The sequence below is a fragment of the Phytoactinopolyspora endophytica genome (genome assembly GCF_004138495.1).
GTDB classification, from domain to species: domain Bacteria; phylum Actinomycetota; class Actinomycetes; order Jiangellales; family Jiangellaceae; genus Phytoactinopolyspora; species Phytoactinopolyspora endophytica.
Genome location: NZ_ML142864.1, coordinates 95916 through 116970, shown reverse-complemented (window position 1 = coordinate 116970; position 21055 = coordinate 95916). Strand labels below are relative to the sequence as shown.

The 21055-nt window shown below is 65.7% G+C and carries 18 protein-coding genes and 1 riboswitch; of the genes, 8 read left to right on the top strand and 10 right to left on the bottom strand.

What is annotated here, in order from left to right:
- Positions 1–1283 (top strand): dihydrolipoamide acetyltransferase family protein (locus ELR45_RS25715; protein ID WP_205857262.1); only part of this gene is annotated, 1283 nt, incomplete at its 5' end.
- A gap of 71 nt (positions 1284–1354) precedes the next feature.
- Here the strand turns inward: ELR45_RS25715 and ELR45_RS25710 are convergent.
- A complete protein-coding gene (locus tag ELR45_RS25710) occupies positions 1355–2695 on the bottom strand; it encodes a thioester domain-containing protein (RefSeq protein ID WP_240760150.1) in 1341 nt (446 codons plus the stop codon).
- 315 nt (positions 2696–3010) lie between these two features.
- On the opposite strand from ELR45_RS25710, the gene ELR45_RS25705 reads away from it, so the two are divergent.
- The gene (locus ELR45_RS25705; RefSeq protein ID WP_129668888.1) at positions 3011–3808 is read left to right on the top strand and encodes a thioesterase family protein; all 798 of its coding nucleotides are present in this window, start codon (positions 3011–3013) and stop codon (positions 3806–3808) included.
- A gap of 186 nt (positions 3809–3994) precedes the next feature.
- Here ELR45_RS25705 and ELR45_RS25700 read toward each other — a convergent pair whose 3' ends face one another.
- The 9 genes from ELR45_RS25700 to hisC form a co-directional block, all read right to left on the bottom strand.
- On the bottom strand, positions 3995–4690 hold the full coding sequence (locus tag ELR45_RS25700; RefSeq protein ID WP_240760144.1) for a metal-dependent transcriptional regulator: 696 nt from the start codon (positions 4688–4690) through the stop codon (positions 3995–3997).
- Between the two features lie 90 nt (positions 4691–4780).
- On the bottom strand, positions 4781–6736 hold the full coding sequence (locus tag ELR45_RS25695) for an alkaline phosphatase (RefSeq protein ID WP_129668886.1): 1956 nt from the start codon (positions 6734–6736) through the stop codon (positions 4781–4783).
- A gap of 167 nt (positions 6737–6903) precedes the next feature.
- Positions 6904–7719 carry a metal ABC transporter permease gene (locus ELR45_RS25690; protein ID WP_129668941.1) on the bottom strand — a complete coding sequence of 272 codons (816 nt, stop codon included), beginning with the start codon at positions 7717–7719 and terminating at the stop codon, positions 6904–6906.
- Between the two features lie 35 nt (positions 7720–7754).
- The gene (locus tag ELR45_RS25685; protein WP_129668940.1) at positions 7755–8489 is read right to left on the bottom strand and encodes a metal ABC transporter ATP-binding protein; all 735 of its coding nucleotides are present in this window, start codon (positions 8487–8489) and stop codon (positions 7755–7757) included.
- A gap of 112 nt (positions 8490–8601) precedes the next feature.
- Positions 8602–9549 (bottom strand): metal ABC transporter substrate-binding protein, encoded by a 948-nt coding sequence (locus ELR45_RS25680; RefSeq protein ID WP_240760141.1) that lies wholly within the window; start codon positions 9547–9549, stop codon positions 8602–8604.
- A 105-nt stretch (positions 9550–9654) separates the two neighbouring features.
- Positions 9655–10641 (bottom strand): ribonucleotide-diphosphate reductase subunit beta, encoded by a 987-nt coding sequence (locus tag ELR45_RS25675; protein WP_129668884.1) that lies wholly within the window; start codon positions 10639–10641, stop codon positions 9655–9657.
- Positions 10642–10745: 104 nt separating this feature from the next.
- Positions 10746–13328, bottom strand: coding sequence for a ribonucleoside-diphosphate reductase subunit alpha (locus ELR45_RS25670; RefSeq protein ID WP_129668883.1), 2583 nt, complete (start codon positions 13326–13328; stop codon positions 10746–10748).
- Between the two features lie 183 nt (positions 13329–13511).
- A riboswitch (cobalamin riboswitch) is annotated at positions 13512–13709 on the bottom strand.
- A gap of 297 nt (positions 13710–14006) precedes the next feature.
- Positions 14007–15398 carry a helix-turn-helix domain-containing protein gene (locus ELR45_RS25665; RefSeq protein ID WP_129668882.1) on the bottom strand — a complete coding sequence of 464 codons (1392 nt, stop codon included), beginning with the start codon at positions 15396–15398 and terminating at the stop codon, positions 14007–14009.
- 348 nt (positions 15399–15746) lie between these two features.
- Positions 15747–16886, bottom strand: coding sequence for a histidinol-phosphate transaminase (gene hisC, locus ELR45_RS25660; RefSeq protein WP_129668881.1), 1140 nt, complete (start codon positions 16884–16886; stop codon positions 15747–15749).
- Between the two features lie 28 nt (positions 16887–16914).
- Here hisC and ELR45_RS25655 point away from each other — a divergent pair, with 28 nt between their 5' ends.
- The 6 genes from ELR45_RS25655 to ELR45_RS25630 form a co-directional block, all read left to right on the top strand.
- Positions 16915–17292 (top strand): phage holin family protein, encoded by a 378-nt coding sequence (locus ELR45_RS25655; protein WP_129668880.1) that lies wholly within the window; start codon positions 16915–16917, stop codon positions 17290–17292.
- A 146-nt stretch (positions 17293–17438) separates the two neighbouring features.
- Entirely contained in the window at positions 17439–17825 is a 387-nt protein-coding gene (locus ELR45_RS25650) for a hypothetical protein (protein WP_129668879.1), read from the top strand.
- A 109-nt stretch (positions 17826–17934) separates the two neighbouring features.
- Positions 17935–18474 carry a low molecular weight protein-tyrosine-phosphatase gene (locus tag ELR45_RS25645; protein ID WP_129668878.1) on the top strand — a complete coding sequence of 180 codons (540 nt, stop codon included), beginning with the start codon at positions 17935–17937 and terminating at the stop codon, positions 18472–18474.
- Positions 18471–19340: a fructosamine kinase family protein gene (locus tag ELR45_RS25640; protein ID WP_129668877.1), complete on the top strand. Its 870-nt coding sequence runs from the start codon at positions 18471–18473 to the stop codon at positions 19338–19340. Before ELR45_RS25645 ends, ELR45_RS25640 begins: the two co-directional genes overlap by 4 nt.
- Before the next feature lie 200 nt (positions 19341–19540).
- The gene (locus ELR45_RS25635; protein ID WP_129668876.1) at positions 19541–20521 is read left to right on the top strand and encodes an ATP-binding cassette domain-containing protein; all 981 of its coding nucleotides are present in this window, start codon (positions 19541–19543) and stop codon (positions 20519–20521) included.
- Positions 20518–21055: ABC transporter permease (locus tag ELR45_RS25630; protein ID WP_165368096.1), on the top strand; the 538-nt coding region annotated here is incomplete at its 3' end. The genes ELR45_RS25635 and ELR45_RS25630, both read left to right, overlap by 4 nt.

Here is a 21055-nt window from a genome sequence, read left to right as displayed (position 1 = left end):
CGCCGGCCGGCGACGGCGGCGGCCAGGGTGAGGCGACCACGCCGGGCCCCGAATCGGGCCAGGGCGGCGACTCCCCAGCACGTCCCACCGCGCCCGGACCGGAGGCGTCCGCCGATCCCACAGCCGACGCTGCCGAGGACGGCGAGACGACGCCGGTGCGACCGGAGGAGGAAGCGCGCCAGCCTGTCCTCGTCGGTTACGGCCCACGTACCGCTTCGGCGAAGCGCCGTCCCCGCAAACCCATCGCGGTGCCGGCGGCAGGTGCGGTCGGCGCCGACCGCACCACGGAGGGTACGGCAGAGGGCAACGGCTCCACGGACGCTCCCCGGGCACGAGTCCTGGCCAAGCCACCCGTACGAAAACTCGCCAAGGATCTCGGCGTCGACATCTCCACGGTGACCCCCACCGGCCCTCACGGCACGGTCACCCGCGATGACGTCCAGGCCACGGCGTCGGCTACCACCGCTGCTCCCACCGCCGACTCGACAGCCGGCCTCGCTACGGCCCCGCCAGACGCCGGCGCTCCGTCCGCGCCCACGACACCCGCACACGTGCCGACCGGCCTGGGCTGGCATGGACAGCCCAGGGAAGAGCGGGTCGCGATCCGGTCCGTGCGCCGTAAGACGGCAGCTGCCATGGTGCAGTCCGCTTTCACCGCGCCGCATGTCACCGAGTTCGTGACCGTCGATGTCTCCCGCACGATGAAACTGGCCGACCGGCTACGCCAGTCTCGCGAGTTCAGGGACGTGAAACTGACACCGCTGGCGCTTGTGGCCCGAGCGCTGTGCATCGCCGTCCCTCGCACACCGGAGGTGAACACCCGCTGGGACGACGACGCGGGCGAGATCGTCGTGCAGCGGTACGTGAACCTCGGGATCGCGGCGGCCACCCCGCGAGGGCTGGTCGTGCCGAACATCAAGGATGCCCACGAGATGTCCCTGCGCGATCTGGCTCAGAGCATCAACCAGTTGGCCTCGACTGCACGCGACGGCAAGACGCCACCCGCCGACATGCTGCGTGGCACCATCTCCATCACCAACGTCGGGGTCTTCGGTGTCGACACCGGAACGCCGATCCTCAATCCAGGCGAGGCGGCGATCCTGGCGTTCGGCACCGTGCGCCGGCAACCGTGGGTACACAAAGGCAAGGTGAAGCCACGCTGGGTCACCACGCTCGCGCTGTCGTTCGACCATCGGCTCGTCGACGGCGAGCAGGGATCGCGATTCCTGGCTGACATCGCGTCGATGCTCGAAGATCCTGGCAACGCCCTCGCCTGGAGCTGAACGGTGAAAAGTAGGGCCTCCCGAGTGTCCAGCACCAGGGAGGCCCTACTCATGGAAAACGATCAACCGCCTCAGCTCTGGCTACGGCCGACCGTCAGACCGCGGCGCTGCAGGGCCAGGGCGGCTGCCCCACCGAGCATGGCGACGAGCCCGGCACCGATGAGCATCGTGGAGTCCGTACCGGTGTCCGGCAGGTCCTCGTCCTCATCATCGTCGTCCTCGTCCTCCGGCGGTGCGGACGGCTCAGGGCTCTGAGTCTCGTCGTCGTCCTCATCGTCGTCGTCCTCATCGTCCTGGGGAGGTGAGGTCGGCTCCGGCGTGGGCGACTGTGTGGACTCGGGGGTCTCGGGCTCTTCCGGCTCCTCCGGCTCTTCCGGCTCCTCCGGCTCTTCCGGCTCCTCCGGCTCTTCCGGCTCCTCCGGCTCTTCCGGCTCCTCCGGCTCCTCGGGCTCCTCCGGCGTGACCCACGCCACCTGGCCCTCGACCTCGACCTTGGTCTTCTCCGCGCTGGCCAGAATCAGCGACTGAGTCCGATACTCGTCCTTCGTCCTCTTGTTGTACTCATCGCCGACGAAGAGCCGGCCCAGGCTCAGTGTGGCCTCCGCTTCCAGACCAAAGCTGCCCTCGCCGCCCGCTGCGTCCTCGGGCACATCGACGTAGATCTCACTTCCGTCGGCCAGTTCCTCGCCAAGGAGCTGCGAGTCAGCGTCGACCAGCTCGATGCCCTCGGGGAGGTCCGACGACAGCTGAGCCGCCTCCGCACTGGTGGAGACCTCGAACGGACCGATCTGTGCGCCGCTCTCCCCAGTCAGTGAGGCGGGGTCCAGCGCCAGCTCGGGCTCCGGCTCATCGCCGATCCCGACGTTCTCATCGCCGGTCAGGTACTCGTAGAGCGCACGGACGTCGTTGCCCGACTGGGGATCTTCCGGAGTCGGGTTGGTCCGAGCCAAGTCGGCGTCGTCGCTGAAATGCCACACTGCGGCCTGCGTGGCGGCGATGGCTTCGTCTTCGGACAAGCCGTCCCGGAACGAGACGTCGACGACTGCCTCGATCTCCTCGACGTCGACAGCCGGGTAAGAGTGGTGCAGGATCCAGTTGACCTGGTCACGGTTCTCGTGGAACGGAGAGTCGGGATCGGGATACTGGTCCCAGGGAACCTCCTCCATGCCCGGATGGTCGTAGTTGACTGGAACATGTAGTTCGACGCAGTACGCCTGCAGCGACGTCCCGCTCTCGGCTGTCAGGCCGAACAGCGTCGTCCCGTACGGTCTCCGGGCGTTGTCGAGTCGCACCTTTAAGCCGTGGATGTTGGCTTCCGGGGTCAGCTGGGCGTTCGTTCGCGCTTCAGCGGGCGCGAGCGCTTCGTCCTCGTCGGCCACAACGACGGCAGCCGTGGCGGTGAACCCGATCATGGACACCGCGAGCCCACCCGACAATAGCGCGGCCCTTCTTCGGACAGGGGTTGGCATTGCGTTCCTTCTCTTCCCCCCACCAGCCCCCGTTACAGGCAGGTATTTCAGCTCTTGCGTGGTGATGGTCTATCGTCAAGATCATCTCTGCCGTCGGAATGGTATCGAATCGCCTCATACCCGCATCACCCGCCCCAGGCAACTCATCTCAGGCACATGTGAGCTTTCCGAATTTACCGCCCACGACCTGGGCAGACGTCGCCATTCTCACTGAGGGTGTCTAGGCAGCAACTGATCGTTAGCATAGGGTCGGTTGCCGTGGCCGACTTCAAGGAAGCGACGACCGTCAAACTGACGGAACCCGGTTGCTATGACATCGACATCGACGGCACCTGGTCCGTGGGCGACGTGCCCAACGGCGGCTACCTGCTCGCTCTGATCTTGCAGGCGGTTTCCGCGGAGTCACCTCATCCGCACCCGATCAGCACCAGTGCCCATTACGTCGCCCCACCGACGCCCGGGCCCGCGCAGATCACCGTCAAACTTCTTCGCGCAGGCCGCACCACAGCGACCCTGCGCGCCACTCTCGCCCAAGATCAGATACCCCGCGTGGAAGCTCTGATCACGACCGGCTCCCTGGACCGGGACGCGGACGTCGAATGGGCAGGCCCTCCGCCGGAAGCGGTCGCACCCGTCGACGAGTGCATCCCCGCCGTCGTCGACCTTCCGGACGGCACGCACGTCGGAGTGCTCGAGCATGTAGATCTCCGCCTCGACCCGCAGACCTTGGGCTGGTTCTCCGGACGCCCCGCGGGCCAGTTGTCGATGCGCGGACACGTCCGGATGGTCGACGGTACGCAACCGGACCCGATCGTCCTCGCGCTCGCGGTCGACTCGCTCCCTCCGACAGTCTTCGGCCTGGGCCGGCTGGGATGGGCACCGACTGTCGAGCTGTCTGTGCTGACCAGGAGCCTCCCCGCCCCAGGTTGGCTGACGGTCCATCTGCGCGGACGACTCGTCCGGGACGGATGGTTCGATGAGGAAGCGGAGGTCTACGACGCCGACGGCTCGCTCGTCGCGCAATCCCGCCAGCTCGCCCGGGTCCGCGTCGGATAGGCCGTGGTTGCGTACAGGCGAGCGGGGATTTCCGTCCTCGCCCAGCAGACTCGTCGTCGCTGGGGCTCCTCCTCGCTGATGCCCGCCACACCATGGACGGAAATCCCCCGCTCGCCTTTGTGTCGCACCTCGCCTAACGCTGGACGGACGCCGCCCACATTCCGGTTGACTTTCGCTTCGCAAGCTCTACATCGCGGCGCGGGTGACCCAGAGGGCAGAGGCGGCGACATCGGTCAGTTCCAGCTCGGTGGCAGCGTCGCCGGCGCCGATCAGAATCGTGGACGATCCCGCGTACGAGCGTCGGCGGAGCACCTCGATACGCTGGTCGAGCGCGATCTCGTTGGCCGTGAAGTAGCGGAGGAGCTCGGGCTCGTCGTCGGAGATCCGCGCGACGATACCGGCGTCGCCGGCTGACAGAGCGGACAGCCGCACGGCATCAGGACGATGTACCGTGCCGTCGGCGGCCGGTATCGGGTCGCCATGCGGGTCACGTACAGGGTGACCCAGCCGCTCGTCCATCCGGTCCAGCAGCCGGTCGGAGACGACGTGCTCAAGCTGCTCCGCCTCGTCGTGCACCTCGTCCCAGCGGTAGCCCAGCTCGGCGACGAGGTAGGTCTCGACCAGACGGTGCCGGCGCAGCATCCGCAGCGCGAGCGCCGTCCCCGCCGGGGTCAGCGAGACCGGGCCGTATCGTTCATGGGTCACGAGTCCTTGGTCATTGAGGCGTCGCACCATCTCCGACACCGCGGGTGCGCCGACGCCCAGGCGAGACTTCAGGTACGACGCGGTCACCGCGACGTTGTCCCACTCCTGCGCGGCGTAGATGACCTTCACGCAGTCCTCCGCCGCGACCGATACCTTGCCCGGGTGCTCAACGACCACACCGCACAGCCTAGTGTCCTGCGCAGCGGATCCCGGCACCATCAGCCATAGCCGACGGTGCCAGGGATCCAGAGCCCTGGGACAGCGGAGTCAGGCCTCCTCGTTCAGCGGGTCGAGGCCGAGCGCGTCCATCATGGCGTGGAACACCTCGGTGTTGTCGAGGAAGGCGTTGAACCGCGCCGCCCCGGGGCCGGAGGCGAAGATCGACACGTCCTCGACCGTGTGCACGCAGTTGGTCTGCGGGTGTGGCAGGTTACCGACCTGGAGCTCGGCGTCGGGATCCCGCTCGGGGTTATCGACGGCCTCGTCGGAGTCCTCATCCACCAATGCCGGCTGTTGGAACACGGTGTTGTGCTGGAAGTCGTCAGAGTGGTCCGGGTGGTTGGACCAGCCGTAGAACAGCCCGACCTCCGGGTTGGGGTCCTCCGGGAATCCGTCGCCGTCCTCGTCGACGTAGGTGGGGAAGCCCGCGTCGGCGTAGACGGCGTTCGCCTGACGGCCCTCGTCCTGGCGACGATCATGGGTACCGACGATGCTCATCGAGTGGTTATGGTCGGCCGTGACCACGATGAGTGTGTCGTCGCGGTTCTCCGCCCACCTCCTGGCGACGCCGACCGCCTGGTCGAGCTCGATCGTGTCGTAGGTGGCCCGCGGGCCGTCGAGCGGGTGCTCCATCTTGTCGATCGACGCCCCCTCGACCATGAGCAAGAAGCCGTTCTGGTTCTGCTCCAGCACCTTGAGAGCGGCCTCGGTCGTCTCCATCAGGGTCGGCTGGTCGTCCCACTCGCCGAGGACCTCGGGCTGCTTGACCTGCTGACGGTCCAGGTAGACGTTCAGGTTTCCGGGGTGGAAGAGGCCCAGAAGCTTCTCCGGCGTGCCACCATCGGTGGCCGCGCTCAGGTCCGCCCGGTTGGCGACGTGGGTGAAACCGGCATTCTCGAACTCCTTGATCATGTCGCGGTCGTCGCTGCGACTCGACCCCTCCTCCGTCTGCGGCAGGAACCAGGCCTGTCCGCCACCCATCCAGACATCGGGCATCTGGTCCGGTGCCAGCGCCTGGTCCATGATCCCGGCGTACTCCGACCGGCGACGCGTGTGCGCGAAGACCGCCGCCGGAGTCGCGTCCTGCACCTCGGCCGTCGTCACCACGCCAACCGACATGCCACGTGTCCGCTTCAGCAGCTCCGCGATCGTCTCGACCCACGGATGGTTGTTCGGGTCCGGATCGTTGCCCTCGTAGACGCCCATGGCGTTGATCGAGGACTTGTGCCCGGTCATGTAGGCGGACATCGAGTTGGCCGAATCGGTGGCGATGGCGTCCACACCGGACGTGCCGACCAACCCGCGGTACTCCATCTGGTCCATCTCAAGCAGCCCGTGGTATTTGCCCTCGGTCAGGCCCTTCGACAGAATGCGCGCCGCCGTGATGGCCGGCGTGCCCATCCCGTCACCCAGGAAGAAGATGACGTTCTTGGCCTTCGTCTCGCCGGTTTCCGCGACGGCCACCTCGTGGCCGACCTCGGCCCGTGCTGTGCGGCCGCGCGAGCGCACGTTCACCCACACCTTGTACTCACCGGGGGCTTCATAGAAGACACCCCGGTAGGTCACTTCCAGGCTGTCCTCCTCCGAGCTCGTACGCTCGGGCTCACCGGTGAGGATCGGTGCCGGGCCATCCGGACCCTGCACCGAGATGTCGATCCGGGCGGTCTCAGGGTCGACGCCGATGGCCTCCACGCGCAGGTCGAAACGGGCACCGGCCAGGAACTTGGCCCGGCTGATCGGCAGGATGCGGATCTCCGGCGACTGCGGGCGGCCGGACCGCGATGCCGATGTCCGCGCGGTGTGCGCGTGCGGGTCGGCTTCCGTCAGCCCCGCCGCCGATGTCCGGCGAGCAGGGACGCCGCTCTTCGCCGTCGTCGCCAGAGCCGGCTGTGCGCCGAGACCGACAATCGCCGCGACCGCTGTGCCACCACCGCCGGCGAACAACGCGCGCCGGGAGATACCCGACCTGTTCCGACCGTTCGTTTGTTGAGGACCGCTGTTCACGGTATGCCCGCCTCTCCTCGACCGAATCTGTCCAGGGGCGTGCTAGGACGCCCCATGACGTTCGATCGTGTGCAACCCGAATGCAGACCTGGTGAAGTGCGCCGCGCGCGAATCGATACGGAGGGTGAACAGTCGGCGTCCGGAGTTGACATAGACGTCGTGCGCACTCACCGGTGCACGGCACGCCGCGGCCACGGGATGCGCAGGCCGAACAGTCCACGGGGCGCAAGCAGATAGACCGCGAAGAACAGCAGGCCCTGGGCGAGCACGACGGCACCGCCTGAGGAGACGTCGGCATAGTACGAGTAGTACAGGCCCACCACCGCACACCCGACCGCTAGCAGCGGCGCCACCAGCAGCATCCGCTCCATCCGGTTGGTCAGCAGGTACGCCGTGGCCCCGGGGGTGATCACCATCGCGACGACCAGGATCACGCCGACCGCCTGAAGCGCGACGACGACGGTCAACGCCAGCAGCGCCAGCAGCAGGACCTGCAGACGCCGCGGACTGATGCCGATGGCGTGTGCGTGGTCGGCGTCGAACGCGTACAGCGTCAGGTCACGGCTCTTCACCAGAAGCACCGCGGCCGTCAGTGCACCGAGGACCACGACCTGGACCAGCTCCGAGTCCGAGATGCCCAAGACGTTGCCGAAGAGGATGTGGTTGAAGTCGACCTGGCTGGGCGTCACCGAGATGAGCACCAGCCCCAGCGCGAACAGCGTCGTGAACACGACTCCGATCGCCGCATCTTCTTTGACTCGCGATGTACTCCGCACCGCTCCGATCAGCCACACCGCGATGCAGCCGAAGACGAACGCCCCTACGGCGAACGGCACTCCGGCGAGGTACGCGAGAACGACGCCGGGCACCACCGCGTGTGAGACCGCGTCACCCATCAGCGACCATCCGATGAGCACCAGCCAACAGGACAAGATCGCACACACGGCACTCGCCACGATGGTCACGAGGAACGCGCGCTGCATCACCCCGAACTGCACCGGGTCGGTGAGAAACTCGATCAACCCGCAACCTCCCCGGCGTGGAAGGCCAGTGCCAGATTCTCTGGACGCAGCACCTCGCCCGGCGCCGCATGCATGAGCACCCGCCGGTGCAACAAGATCGCCTCGTCGGCGAGCTCGGGCGTCGTGTTCAGGTCATGCGTGGCGATCAGCACCGCGCAGCCGTCGTCCGCCCGCCGCCTCAGCAGTTTGGAGATCGTCGCCTCGGACCGCTTGTCCACGCCGGAGAACGGCTCGTCCAGCAGTAGCAGCCGGGCGTCCTGGGCTATCCCGCGCGCGACGAAGACCCGCCGACGCTGGCCACCGGAGAGCTCACCGATCTGACGGTCGGCCAGGTCGACCAGCTCCGCCTGCTCGAGCGCGTCGTCGACCGCGGCTCGGTCCACCGCCCGAGCCCGCCGTAGCGGGGACATCCGTCCATAGCGGCCCATGGTCACGACGTCACGGACGCGAAGTGGGAATTCCCAGTCGACGTTCTCCGCCTGTGGCACGTAGGCGACCTCACCCGCACGGCGGCCGCGCGCCGGATCGGCACCGAAGAGCCGGACTTCCCCGGCCCTCGGACGCACCAAACCCATGATGGTCTTGAACAACGTCGACTTGCCGGACCCGTTCATCCCGATCAGGCCGCACACCCGGCCGGGCCCGAGCCGGACCGACACGTCTTCCAACGCGACGACGTCACCGTAGACGACAGTCACGTCGGTCACCTCGACAGCCGCCTCGGGCGTCATCCGATCGCCCGTCACCTCACCACCTGCCACGAACATCTGCTACGACTCCGTTCCCGCTTCCCGGGCGCCGGCGACGCCCGTCTCGATCGGCCAACCTGATGCCATGTACGCGTCAGCTCCCGTCCTCGGTAAGGCCCGCGATGATCGTCCGCACGTCGGTCCGGATGAGGTCGAGGTACGTCGGGACGGGACCGTCGTCCGTGGACAACGAGTCCACGTAGAGGACTCCGCCGAACTCGGCGTCCGCGTCCCGCGCCACGTGTCGCTGCAGCGTGTCGTCGACAGTGGACTCGCAGAACACGGCCGGAACGTCGTGGTCGCGGACGTAGCCGATTGCTCCGGTCACCTGCCTCGGTGTGCCTTGTTCGTCGCTGTTCACCGGCCACAGATAGACCTCGATCAGACCGGCGTCCCGGGCCAGATAGGCGAACGCGCCCTCACAGCTGACCAGTGCACGCTGGTTCTCGGACAGCTCGGCCACCCCAGTCACGAGCTCGTCATGCACGTCACGGAGCTCGTCCGCATAAGCAGCCGCATTCGCGTGGAACAGCCCGGCGTTGTCCGGATCGAGCTCCGCGAAAGCATCCGCGATGTTCTCGGCGTAGACGGCCGTGTTGAGCGGTGACATCCACGCGTGCGGGTTGGCGTCGCCCTCGTAGTCGCCTGAGGCGATCGGGATCGTGTCGATGCCGTCGGTCACGACGACGCTCGGCGCGTCGACCCTGGCCATGAAGTCTTCGAACCACAGCTCAAGCCCCAGGCCGTTCTCCAGGATCATGTCCGCGTCGGCCACCCGTCGCACGTCGCTCGGCGTGGGCTCGTACCCATGGATCTCCACGCCCGGCTTGGTGATGGACTCGACGACGATGGCGTCGCCCCCGATATTGCGGGCGATGTCGGCCAGCACGGTGAACGTCGTCATGACCTTCGGCCGCCCATCGGTGGAGCCGACCGCTTCATAGCCGGCCCCGCACGCTGTCACGGCCAGCGGCGCCAGGCAGGCGAAGAGTGCATGGCATCGAAATTTTAAGTTCGGTGAACCGAACTTTACTGTCGACACGTCCCCGACCTCCACGTCGCACTGAGAGCTCGAGGATAGTGCACCCCACGCATCGCTGGACAGCGGGAACGGCACCAATATGCGATGGCGCGGGGTGCCTCAGCCTCAACGCGCGCGTGCATCCACCTCATAGCTGGTGTTGGTCGACTCGAAGAAGTTGACCAACTGGAGGGTGTCGTTCGCTGTTGCCATCCATTTCGCCGGGTTGGTGACGTTGTAATGCGGGGCGAAGCCCAGCTCCTCGAGCCGCCGGTCGGCCAGGTACCTGACGTACTGATTGATGTAGTCGGCGTTCATCCCGAGGACGCCGCGGGGCAGCAGGTCCCGGTTGTACTGCTCCTCCATCGTCACGCCGTCGACGATCATCTGCTTGATCTCGGCGGCGAACTCCTCGGTCCGCAGGTCGGGGTTCTCATCGAGCACGGTCAGGATCAGGTTGATCCCGAACTTCAGGTGCAGGCTCTCATCTCGCACGACCCAGTCGACCAGCGACGCGAAGTTCCGCAGCAGATTCCGCTGCCGGAAACTCAACGCCACCATGAACCCGCTGTAGAACCAGATCCCTTCCAAGACGATGTTGTACGCGACGAGGTTGCGGACGAAATCCCGCTTACCCTCAGTGGTACCGATGTCCAGCGTCTGCTCGGTCATCCGCCGGATGTAGTGGACCTCGAACTTCTCCTTGGCCACCATCGACGGCACGTTGACGTGCGCCTCATACGCCTGCCGCCGGTCGATAGGGAAGGTCTCCAGGACGTACTCGAAGGCCATTACGTGGTTCGCCTCCTCCCACATCTGCTTGGCCAGGTAAAGATGGGCCTCGGCCGCGCCGACATAGGGATAGACGCCGAACGCGAGGGCCTTGTTGACCAGCAGCTCGTTCGGATTGAAGTAGCTCATGAGAAAGGTCAGCGCGTGCCGTTCCTCGTCGGACATCTTCTTGAAGTCTGCTAGGTCCTCACCCAGCTGCACCTCGTGTGGAAACCAGGTATTGGCCACCGCCTGGTTGTAAAGCTCGTAGGCCCAGGGGTAGCGGACCGGCTTGAGCAACAGCCCTTCCTGGATGCCGGTTCCCAAGATCGTTTGCGTCATGATGTGTCCTCCTTGGCGAAAGTTCAGGACTTCGTGGCCTCACGTAACAACTCGGCGTGCTCCACGCCGGGTTGTGCGTGACATGAAGCCACGAAGGCAGCACGCTATTGGCAGGAATCGCACTCGAAGCGTTCCTGCGGATCCACGGGACATGCGATATCAGCGCCCTGCACGCCAGCGGGGAGCTGGGCGAAACCGAAGCCGCGACGGCCCACCGCAGAGACATGCTCGCCAGTGGTGCCGGACGACACGGTCGCCATGGCGGAGCTCGCCCGCACCCTCTCGGCGTCGTCGTCTGTGGGCACTGCCGCCTTGTTGACCCGGACGGTGCTCTGCTCGGCGGTGTGCCGTGGCTTCATGTGCAGGTAGTACGTGGTCTTGACACCCTTGGACCAAGCCGTCGAGTAGATGTCGACCATGTCGTCCACGTCACGCGTCTCGAGATACATGTTCCGGCTGATGGCCTGGTCGACCCATTTCTGAGCGCGCGCCGCCACCTCGACGAACGCATACGGCGAAAGCTGGAACGACGTCTTGTATACCGATTTCACCTCGTCCGGAACGGATGGAAGCCTCAACAGGTCGCCCTGCACGCGCAACAGATCCTCACGGACCGCCGTCCACAGACCACGAGACTTCAGATCGGCCACCAGGTTCCGGTTCACCTCGAGGAACTTCCCCGAGCTCGTGGTCCGACTGAAGATCTGGGAGAACTGGGGGTCCAGACCCGGCGTCGTCCCGGCGATGAGCCCGATGGACGCGGTCGGCGCGATCGCCATCAGCGTCGCGTTACGGATGCCCCCGCGAACCTTCGCCCGCAAGGCGTCCCAGTCCAGGCGTACCGTACGGGGAACCGTCACGGGGATGCCGCGCTGCTCTTCAGCAATGTCGAGGGTATCGATCGGCACCAGGCCCGCGCTCCATCGCGACCCGTCGAAGTTCGGGTACGCTCCGCGCTCGCGGGCCAGGTCGGCGCTTGCGTCGATAGCGTGCCAGCTGATGAACTCCATCAGCTCGTCCACCAGACTGTGCGCCTGTTCACTCTCGTACGACCATCCGAGCCGCTCGACCACCTCCGTGAAGCCCATCACGCCGAGCCCGACGGCACGGTTCAGATCGTTCGACCGCTCTGACTCAGGCACCGAGGAGATCGTGATGTCCACGAGGTTGTCCAGCTGCCGCACCGCCAGCCGGACGCTCTCGCGCAGGCGTCCCCAGTCGATGCCCGTCGCGATCTTGTCGGCCGGCCGCTCACGTCCCGGCCGCTCGCCACGCGCTGGTTCGACCAGGTGACGGGCCAGATTGACCGAGGCCAGATTGCAGACGGCGATGTTGTCCCTATCCTGCGGCAAGCAGATCTCGGTGCAGAGATTCGACAGGTGGATCGTGCCGGTGTTGTTGTTCAGCGCACGATTGTTGACCGTGTCCTTCCACGTCAGCCAAGGATGCGAAGTGGTCTGCAAGCAGATGAGGATCGTCTTGAACTGCTCTCTGGCTTTGACCTTCCGGAACGCACGTAGCTCGCCTGCCTCGGCCAAGGCCACGTACTCGGCATATCTGCGAGAGAAGTCCGCCCCGTACAGCTCGGTCAGATCGGACGTCTCGAGCGGGTCGAACAGGTACCAGTCGTCGTCCTCGGCCACCCGCCTCATGAACTCGTCGGAGATCCACACCGCCGTGTTGGCGGTGCGCGTGCGACGGTACGGGTCTCCCGAGTTCTGCCGGAGGTCGAGGAACTGGGGGAAGTCCAGGTGCCAGTTCTCCATGTAGAAACAGAGCGCACCGAACTTCTTTCCGCCCCGTGACACCGCTCGCAGGGTCGAGTCGATCGTGTGCATAAACGGGATGGGACCGGTGGAGGTGGTGTTGTTGCTCCTGATCGGGGAGCTTTCGGCACGAAGCTTCGTCACCGAGAGCCCGATACCGCCGGTCCCCTTGGTCAGCCACATCACGTCCCGCACACTCTTGGCGATGTGCTCGATGTCGTCGTCCATCTCCATGACGAAGCAGTTGGACAGCTGCGAGTACGCCGTGCCGGCGTTGACCAGCGTCGAGCCCGCGGCCAGATACTCCAGCCGGGACATCTTCTCGTAGAAGGCGATCGCGGACGACGTGGCGTCGCGCTCATTCAAGGCCAGCCCCATCGCTGTCCGCATCCAGAAGAACTGCGGGACCTCACGTTGGTCGCCATCTGGCCCACTGACCATGTATCTGTTGCGCATGGTGACCAAGCCGATGTAACGGAGCAGGTCATCACGGGCAGGCTCCAGCGCCGCGGCCAACCGGTCCAGGTCGAAGTCCGTGCTGAGCCGCACGTCCAGCATCTCGTCGGCGACGGCCCGCCGGATGAACGTGGGGAATCGGCTGCGGTGCAGCGGCAGGAGGTCATCGGCCCTCTCGCAGCCCCCGAGGACGCGCTTGTACATGGTCTTGAGCAGCAGTCGAGCGGCCACCGTGTCGTACGCCGGGTCCTCTTTGACGTTCTGCAACGCCACCTGGATGACGGCTTCGTCCAGCTGCTCGGTGGATATGCCGTCGAACAAGGTGATCTCCAGCTCGGACTGGAGCTGTGCTGCCCGAGTTACCTGGTCGTCCAGGCCTGTACTGGCCGTTTCGATGGCGCGGGCGATCTTATAGCCGTCGTAGGGCTCCACGGACCCGTCCCGCTTGGCGACGGTGATGTTCATGCTCTCTCCTCGCGAGCTCGGAATTCGACGAGTCCGGGCCCCGGTGGGGCAAAGGAGAGATGACGTCGGCTACTTCCACGCGATCAGCGAATCCACACGATCCGTGGAGGTGAGTTAGCCCTCGTGATCGTCCCCTGGCCCTCCCACGAGGCCGCGGACTCCCACACGCATGGCGCGTGCAGGCAACCGGCAGGTATTCGGACTCACGGGCGCGGACGCCATCTGGATCGGTGGCGCCCACCTACTGGCCGTCGCTTCCCAGGCGCGTCCGGATCATTCCGACCCAGCCCAGTGCTTCATGACGGCTGTCGTTCCCATTCACCGCTGCGGGGCAGTCCCGGACTCACACCGGGTTCCCTGTTCGGGCTCGCGTACCGGTTACCGCGTCCGGTCCGGCATCCAGCCCTCCATCCCCGGCCTGGAGGACCGGGGATACCAGCTGCATGAACCACATTATCTTGTAGTTACAGAGATGCAAGTCACCTATATGTTGTGGCGTGTCGCTCAGAGCGTCTGACCGCGCCTAGACACTCAGGGCCACCGCAGCCACACGTCTCAGCACAGCAAAAGGGGCGGGAGGACCGTATCGTCCTTCCCGCCCCTCGTCGCCGTAGTCACACCCGACGCCGGAGGCAATCCTCCACGTGGCGTGACACCCGAAGGCGTGCCAGCGGTGCGCTAGTACAGCGCCAGCTCGCTTCGCCGTTCCGTCGGCGCATCCAACACGACCCCAGCCCCGACGGAGTGCATGATCCGCATCGACTGCAGCGCCCGGTCGAATGCCTCCAGCGCCTCGTCCGTGCGTCCGAGGTCCCGGTAAAGGTCGCCGAGCTCCCGCCAGGCGGCTGCTGCCCTTCGAGACGCGCCCATCGCTTCCAGCATCGACGCCGCCAGAGCACCCTCTCGCGCGCTCTGGTCCACATCGCCCTCGGCACGCAACACCCGGGCGAGCACCAGCCGAGCCCGAGCCGACTCCATCCGGGGCTGGTCGCCGAGGTCTTCGAGCGCTGCCATGGCCGCCCGATGCGCTTCGTCAAGGCGTCCGAGCGCCAGCAATGCGTCGGCACGTGTGCTGTCGAAGTGCCGGATATCGTCGACGCCACCATGCGCGGAGATCTCATCCCGCACGCTGTCCAGGAGATCAAGCGCATCGGTCGCTCGCGGCTCGTCACCTTGAAGCAGCAGCCAGGCGTAGGCCATCCGCAACCGTGCCAGGTTCCGGCGGTCGTCGCCCTCCCCGAAGAGGGCCAACGCACGGTCGACCAGACTCAGTGCCTGAGCGAGATCGCCCCTCGACTCCGCGATGACCGACGCGTTCCAGTACGCGGCTCCGCGGGTATGCGGGGCGCCCATCTCATCGGCGGCGCGGACCAGATCGGCTGCCAACGTGCGGGACCGGACGATGTCCCCGCGGCCGTGGTAAGCGCTGAGCACGGTGCATCCGAGCCGGACATATTCATCAGTGTGCTCCAGGCCTATCTCCTGGGCGGCACGCATCGACTCTTCGCCGATCTGGATCGCCATGTCGAGGTCGCCCGCGCTCTGGTAGCAGCGGGACATCGCCAGCGCCACATCCAGCCAGGCCTGCACCTCGGGACTCTGCCGCGCCTCCTCGGCCAGCTCACCCAGAAGCTCGATGGCGCCTTCGAGCTCACCCTTTCGCTCCAGCGCGTGTGCCTGGCCGAGCCGCGCTCGGCGACTCTGCTCGTCATTAAGACCCGGATCCCCGACCAGTATCGTGAAGTCCTTGTAGGCCTCTTCGGCATGGCCGTCGTAGAGCGCCTTCTCCGCACGGCCGAGAGCGAGACGCGCACGCGTACGGATTGACGCATCGACGCCGTCGCGGAGGTATTCGACATCGATGCGGAGACGCTCAGCGATGTGCTGGAGTGCCGACGCGGCGGGCTGGCGACGACCACTCTCGACAAGCGACACATAGCTGGGCGACAGCATTCCCTCTGCAATATCAGCTTGCGAGAGGCCCAGCTCCAACCTGCGCGTCCGGATACGTTGACCGACGGGTGTTGGGGCCGGCGCCTCGTCAAGTGTTGCCTGTGGCTCCTCTGTCATGACACTATTGCACTACAGGTAGTCATTTTTCGCTAGTCCTTCGTGGACCCTGGAGGTTGATTGCAGTGGCCCGTCTCAGGCGTGTTCTGGCCGTCTCGCTCGCTGCCCTGGCACTGACGGCGAGTGCGGCTATCGTTTCCGCGCCTGCTTCCGCCGCCCCTGTAGAGCCCGACTGGCCAGGGATGTGCTGCTAGCAGTAGCATCGAAGGCGCACGGACGGCGTCCTGCGTCTCGCCCCCCGAACGCACGGGCGTCGTCCGTGCCTTCTTTTTGCGCCTGCAACCATTTGCGTGGGCCTCACGCACTGTGACCGTGTAGTCACACTGCGGGACAACGCTGTGTCGAATGTCATACCTCACGGTTGGTAATCCACTCCGCGGAGATCCGCAGGAATAGTTCGTTCGCGTCCCGTTCACCTACAGTCACTCGGCATCCTTCACCAGTGAATGGACGTACGATAAGTCCGAATTCCATACATTTCTGGGCAAACTCATCCGTGGCGTCGCCGAGTTCCATCCATACGAAGTTCGCCTCGGTTTCAGGAACCCGCCACCCTTGGTCATTCAACGCGGTCACCACCCGTTCGCGCTCGCCGACCAGATCGGCGACCCGCCCCCGCAGCTCCGCCTCCCGTTTCAGCGACTCGACAGCCGCCGCCTGCGCCACGCCGGACACGCCGAACGGGACCGCCGTCTTCCGCAACGCGTCCGCCACGTCGTCATGTGCGATGGCGAAACCCACGCGAAGACCGGCCAGCCCGTACGCCTTCGAGAACGTCCTCAGCACACACACATTCCGGCGTCCGCGATAGACGTCGATGCCGTCGACGACATCCGGGTCACGGACGAACTCCCGATACGCCTCGTCCACCACCACCAGCACGTCACTCGGCACGCGGTCCAGGAAGGCCTCGAGCTCGGCACGGCGGATGGCCGGCCCGGTCGGGTTGTTCGGGCTACACAGCAAGATCAACCTGGTCCTATCGGTGATCGCTGCGGCCATCGCGTCGAGGTCATGCCGGGCGTCCGCGGTCAACGGCACCCGGATAGAAGCCGCCCCGGAGACGCCCACCACGATCGGATAGGCCTCAAAGGACCTCCATGCGTAGATGACCTCGTCCCCTTCTCCCGCACAAGCCTGAATAATCTGCTGCAGCACGCCGACGCTGCCGGTGCCGGTAGCCAGGTGTTCGGGAGGGACATCGAACCGGTCCGCCAACGCCGCCACCAGGCCCGTGGCGAACATGTCGGGATAACGGTTCAACGAGGCGGCGGCATCGTTCACCGCCTCGCGTACGCCCGGCAGCGGCGGATAGGGGTTCTCGTTCGAGGAGACCTTGTAGACCGTCGTTGCGGCGTGCCCCGAGGCCGGGGGACTCGCGGAGCGCCCGGGCCGGTACGACGGCAGCCCATCCAGCGCACCGCGCAGCCGCACTCCCAACTCGCCCGACCCCGATGTCGTGTCATCTGTACGTCTCGATGGCGTCATGTTGACGCACGATATACGCTCTTCGAACGTGTTCTCCTTCATCGTGCGCATCATCGTCAACGGCCTTGCACTGTGGGTCGCCACTGAGATCGTCAGCGGCGTCAACATCACGTCGGACGACTCCACCAGTGACCGGATCCTCACCTTCGGGGTGATCGCACTGATCTTTGCGCTGGTCAATGCGTTCATCAAACCGGTCGTCCAGCTACTCACCCTCCCGCTGTTCATACTGACGCTGGGCCTGTTCACGTTCATCGTCAACGCTTTGATGCTGTGGCTCACCGGGTGGATCGCAGAGCAGCTGGATGTGCCGTTCGAAGTCAACGACTTCTTCTGGGCGGCCGTGCTGGGTGCCCTGGTTGTCTCGTTTGTCAGTTGGGTCCTCAACCTTTTGCTCCCCAAATAACGACCGAACGAATGACCCGAGGTCTTTCCCCGAGGCGGTAGTGTGCCGTATCTTGGTGTCCACTTCGCACGACGATGGGTGCCCGCTCGGGCTCCACGGGGGTCGTTGTGCCAGTTCATCCCCCTTATGAACATGGTGGACACAACATGACGATCGGCTATGCCCCCGTAGCGTCGCTTCTGACCGAGCGGCCACCTGAGGAACACTTGATCAACAAGCTGCCCGAACAGCCTCCGGCTCGGGGGCGCTCCCACACTCCGTCGCCACTGCATCAGCAGTACGAGGTGGTGTATGAGGACGGCATGGGCAATCCGCTGCTGGCGTTCTCGGACGGTCAATGGTGGGACATCGCATCGAGTAGTCCGCGTCCCGTCTCGGTCCGTTTTGCGTTGCGCCGGGACCCCGCTTGGTCCGGCGCGGTCGTGCAGACGGTATGTCTGTGGATGCGCAGTCATCCCGAAGACGAGCGCTCCTTCGACCTGGCGACCGAACTCGCGCTGGCTGTCGGCGAACTCGCGCGGCAGCGCGCCTGACACAGACTCAGCCCCAATGAGACCATGCCGTCGTGAGCATTCCTGACTTTCCGCACATGGTCGCTGCCCCAATGACATCGAACCGGTCCAGGACAGGATGTCCAGACCGATGACGGCTCCGTTCGCAGTGTGCGTCGTCTGTGCCGGCAACATCTGCCGGTCACCGATGGCCGAAGTCGTGCTACGCAGTCGCCTCGCCGACGCCGGATTGAGCGATGCTGTCACCATCGAGTCCGCTGGCACAGGGGGCTGGCACGTCGGCGACCCCGCCGACCCCCGCGCTCAGAGGACATTGCAGGTCAATGGCTACGACGCCACTGGACACAAGGCGCGGCAGTTCACTGCATCCTGGTTCGAGAACTTCGACCTCGTACTCGCCCTCGATCGCTCCAACTTCGCCGACGTTCGCGGGATCGCCCCTGACGAGACAGCTCGGCGGAAGGTCAAGATGCTGCGCAGCTACGCGGCCGAAGCCGCCGGCGACAACAGCGGCGACCTGGATGTCCCCGATCCGTACTACGGCGGTGAGGACGGCTTCGACCACGTTCTCAGCCTCGTCGAAGAGGCAGCGGACAGCTTCGTACAGGCACTCCGGCTGAACATGCGCCAGGACGCCGGCGATTCCGACACGCCTCGCCAGGCCTCATGACGCCGATCGCCACAGACCGTCTGGCCAAGCTGCTGGGAAGCCCCGTATCGGCTGTGACCGCCGTCGGTGGTGGCGATATCTGCCAGGCTTTCAAAGCCGAGTTGCCGGACGGCCGGTTTGTTTTCGTGAAGACCCTCGCCGACGCGGACGAGGGGTTCTTCGAGACCGAGGCCGAAGGGCTGCGCTGGCTCGGCGACGCTCACGCCGGTGTGCCCGTCCCCGCCGTTCTTGCGGTGGACCGCCAATGTCTTGTCCTGGAATGGATCGACCCAGGGCCGCCGTCCGCTGACGTCGCCGAACGGTTCGGTCGTGCGTTGGCGGCCACCCATCGCAAGGGCGCGGATGTCTTCGGTTCCCACGCCGGCGATGGCTGGGTCGGCACGCTGCCGCTGCCGGGCGGTCCGTGGACTGACTGGTCGCAGATGTGGGCTCACGGCCGGATCGAGCCATACCTACGGATGGCCAGTAACAACAGATCGATCAGCCAGCGCGATACGGCCGATGTGGAACACGTCATCGAGAAGCTCCCGGACCTCGCCGGGCCGCCCGAGTCGCCTGCCAGGGTCCACGGTGACCTGTGGGCAGGCAATGTCCTCTGGGGATCCGACGGGCAGGGTTGGCTCATCGACCCGGCGGCCCACGGCGGACACCGGGAGACCGACCTGGCCATGCTCGCTCTGTTCGGTCTACGCCACATCGACAGGGTCCTCGCCAGCTACCACGAAGCCTGGCCGTTGGCGGACGGCTGGCGAGACCGCGTGGCGCTTCATCAGCTGCATCCGGTCCTCGTACACGCTGTGCTGTTCGGGGGCTCTTACGGTCCTCAAGCCGGCCGGCTGGCACGCGAGGCCCTCAGCGCGTCCTAACACGCCGGGCCCGTGGGTTCATCGCCCCAGTGCCCGCCGCCGGCAGGCGGGCGCCTCATCCTGCGAGCGCGGAGCGGGGCCGCATCCACCTTCCGGTGGAGCACAAGATTCATTTCACCGAATGACGTCGGACGGGCCGCAGAACCGATAAGTTCGGCGGCGGAGTGGATTTCCACTCATGACGAGTGTCAGGAGTACCAGTGATCACCGCAGAAGGCTTACAGAAGCGCTACGGCAGCAAGGTCGCCGTAGACAATCTGTCGTTCAACGTACGCCCAGGTGTGGTGACCGGCTTCCTCGGGCCGAACGGCGCAGGCAAGTCGACCACCATGCGGCTCATGCTCGACCTGGACAACGGCCACGGCGACACACATTTCGACGGGCGCCGGTTCAAGGACATCCGCAACCCCATGCAGGAGATCGGAGCCGTCCTCGAAGCCAAGGCCTTTCATCCCACCCGAACGGCGCGGAACCACCTACGCATGCTGGCTGCCGGCAGCCGCGTGCCGAAGAAGCGCATCGACGAGGTCCTCGATTTCGTAGGCCTGTCCGATGTGAAGCGGAAGAAGCCGAAAGGCTTCTCTCTCGGTATGTCCCAGCGCTTGGGCCTCGCCCAAGCGCTGCTCGGGGACCCCGGAACGCTCATTCTCGACGAGCCGGCGAACGGCCTCGATCCGCACGGCATCCATTGGCTGCGTGACGTGCTGAAGACATTGGCCTCGCAGGGGCGTACGATCTTCGTCTCCAGCCACCTGCTCTCCGAGATGTCTTTGATGGCCGACGAGCTGGTGGTCATCGGCATGGGCAAGATGATCTTCAACGGCGACGTCGACGCCTTCGTCCGGCAGTTCACCCAGACGACCGTCCTGGTGAAGTCGCCATCGGCGACACAGCTCGCGGAGACATTGCGCGGCATGGGGGCAACCATCGATCCCGATCAGAGCGGAGGTCTGCTGGTCTCCGGCGCGGACGCCTCGGTGATCGGCGAGATCGCCCACCGGGACGGTATCGTCCTGCATGAGCTCGCCACCCGAAGCGCCTCGTTGGAGGATGCCTTCCTCAGCGCAACCGGCGCTTCCGAGGAGTACGTGGCGCACGGCCTGCAGGGTGAACCGGACGGCGGCCAACCTCTGTCTACGGAACGACCGCAAGGCGACTTCACTCCTGGAGGTGCCGCATGATCGACGCACTCCGCTACGAGTCGGTTCGTATCCGCACCCTGCGGTCGACGTATTGGTTGGTCGGGCTCGGCCTGCTGCTCAGCGCCGGTATAGCCTTGATCGTCGCGATCGCCACCCGCAACGATCCCCTCGACGATGAGCTCGCCATCACCGTCCTCACCGGCGGCGGCGACTTCTCCACGTTCCTGCCGATCTTCATCGCCATCATCGGGATCTTCTCCGCGGGTCACGAGTACCGGCACGGCACCATCCAGCCGTCGCTGCTCGCCATACCCCAACGGTCGGTTCTGCTGCTGTCCAAGATCATCATCGTTCTGGTGACGGCGCTACTCGCCGCCGTTGTGTCGCTGGGGATCAATCTCGTCATCGGGACGATCTTCTGGGATGACTCACCCGAGCTGGGCTCCAGCCCACTCAACGAGGCGGTGCCGGGCTACGTCGTCATGGTCATGATCTACGGGGTGCTGGGCATCGCGCTGGCGCAGCTGTTCCGTGGGGTCCCATCGGCCATCGTCGTCCTGCTGGTGACCCCGC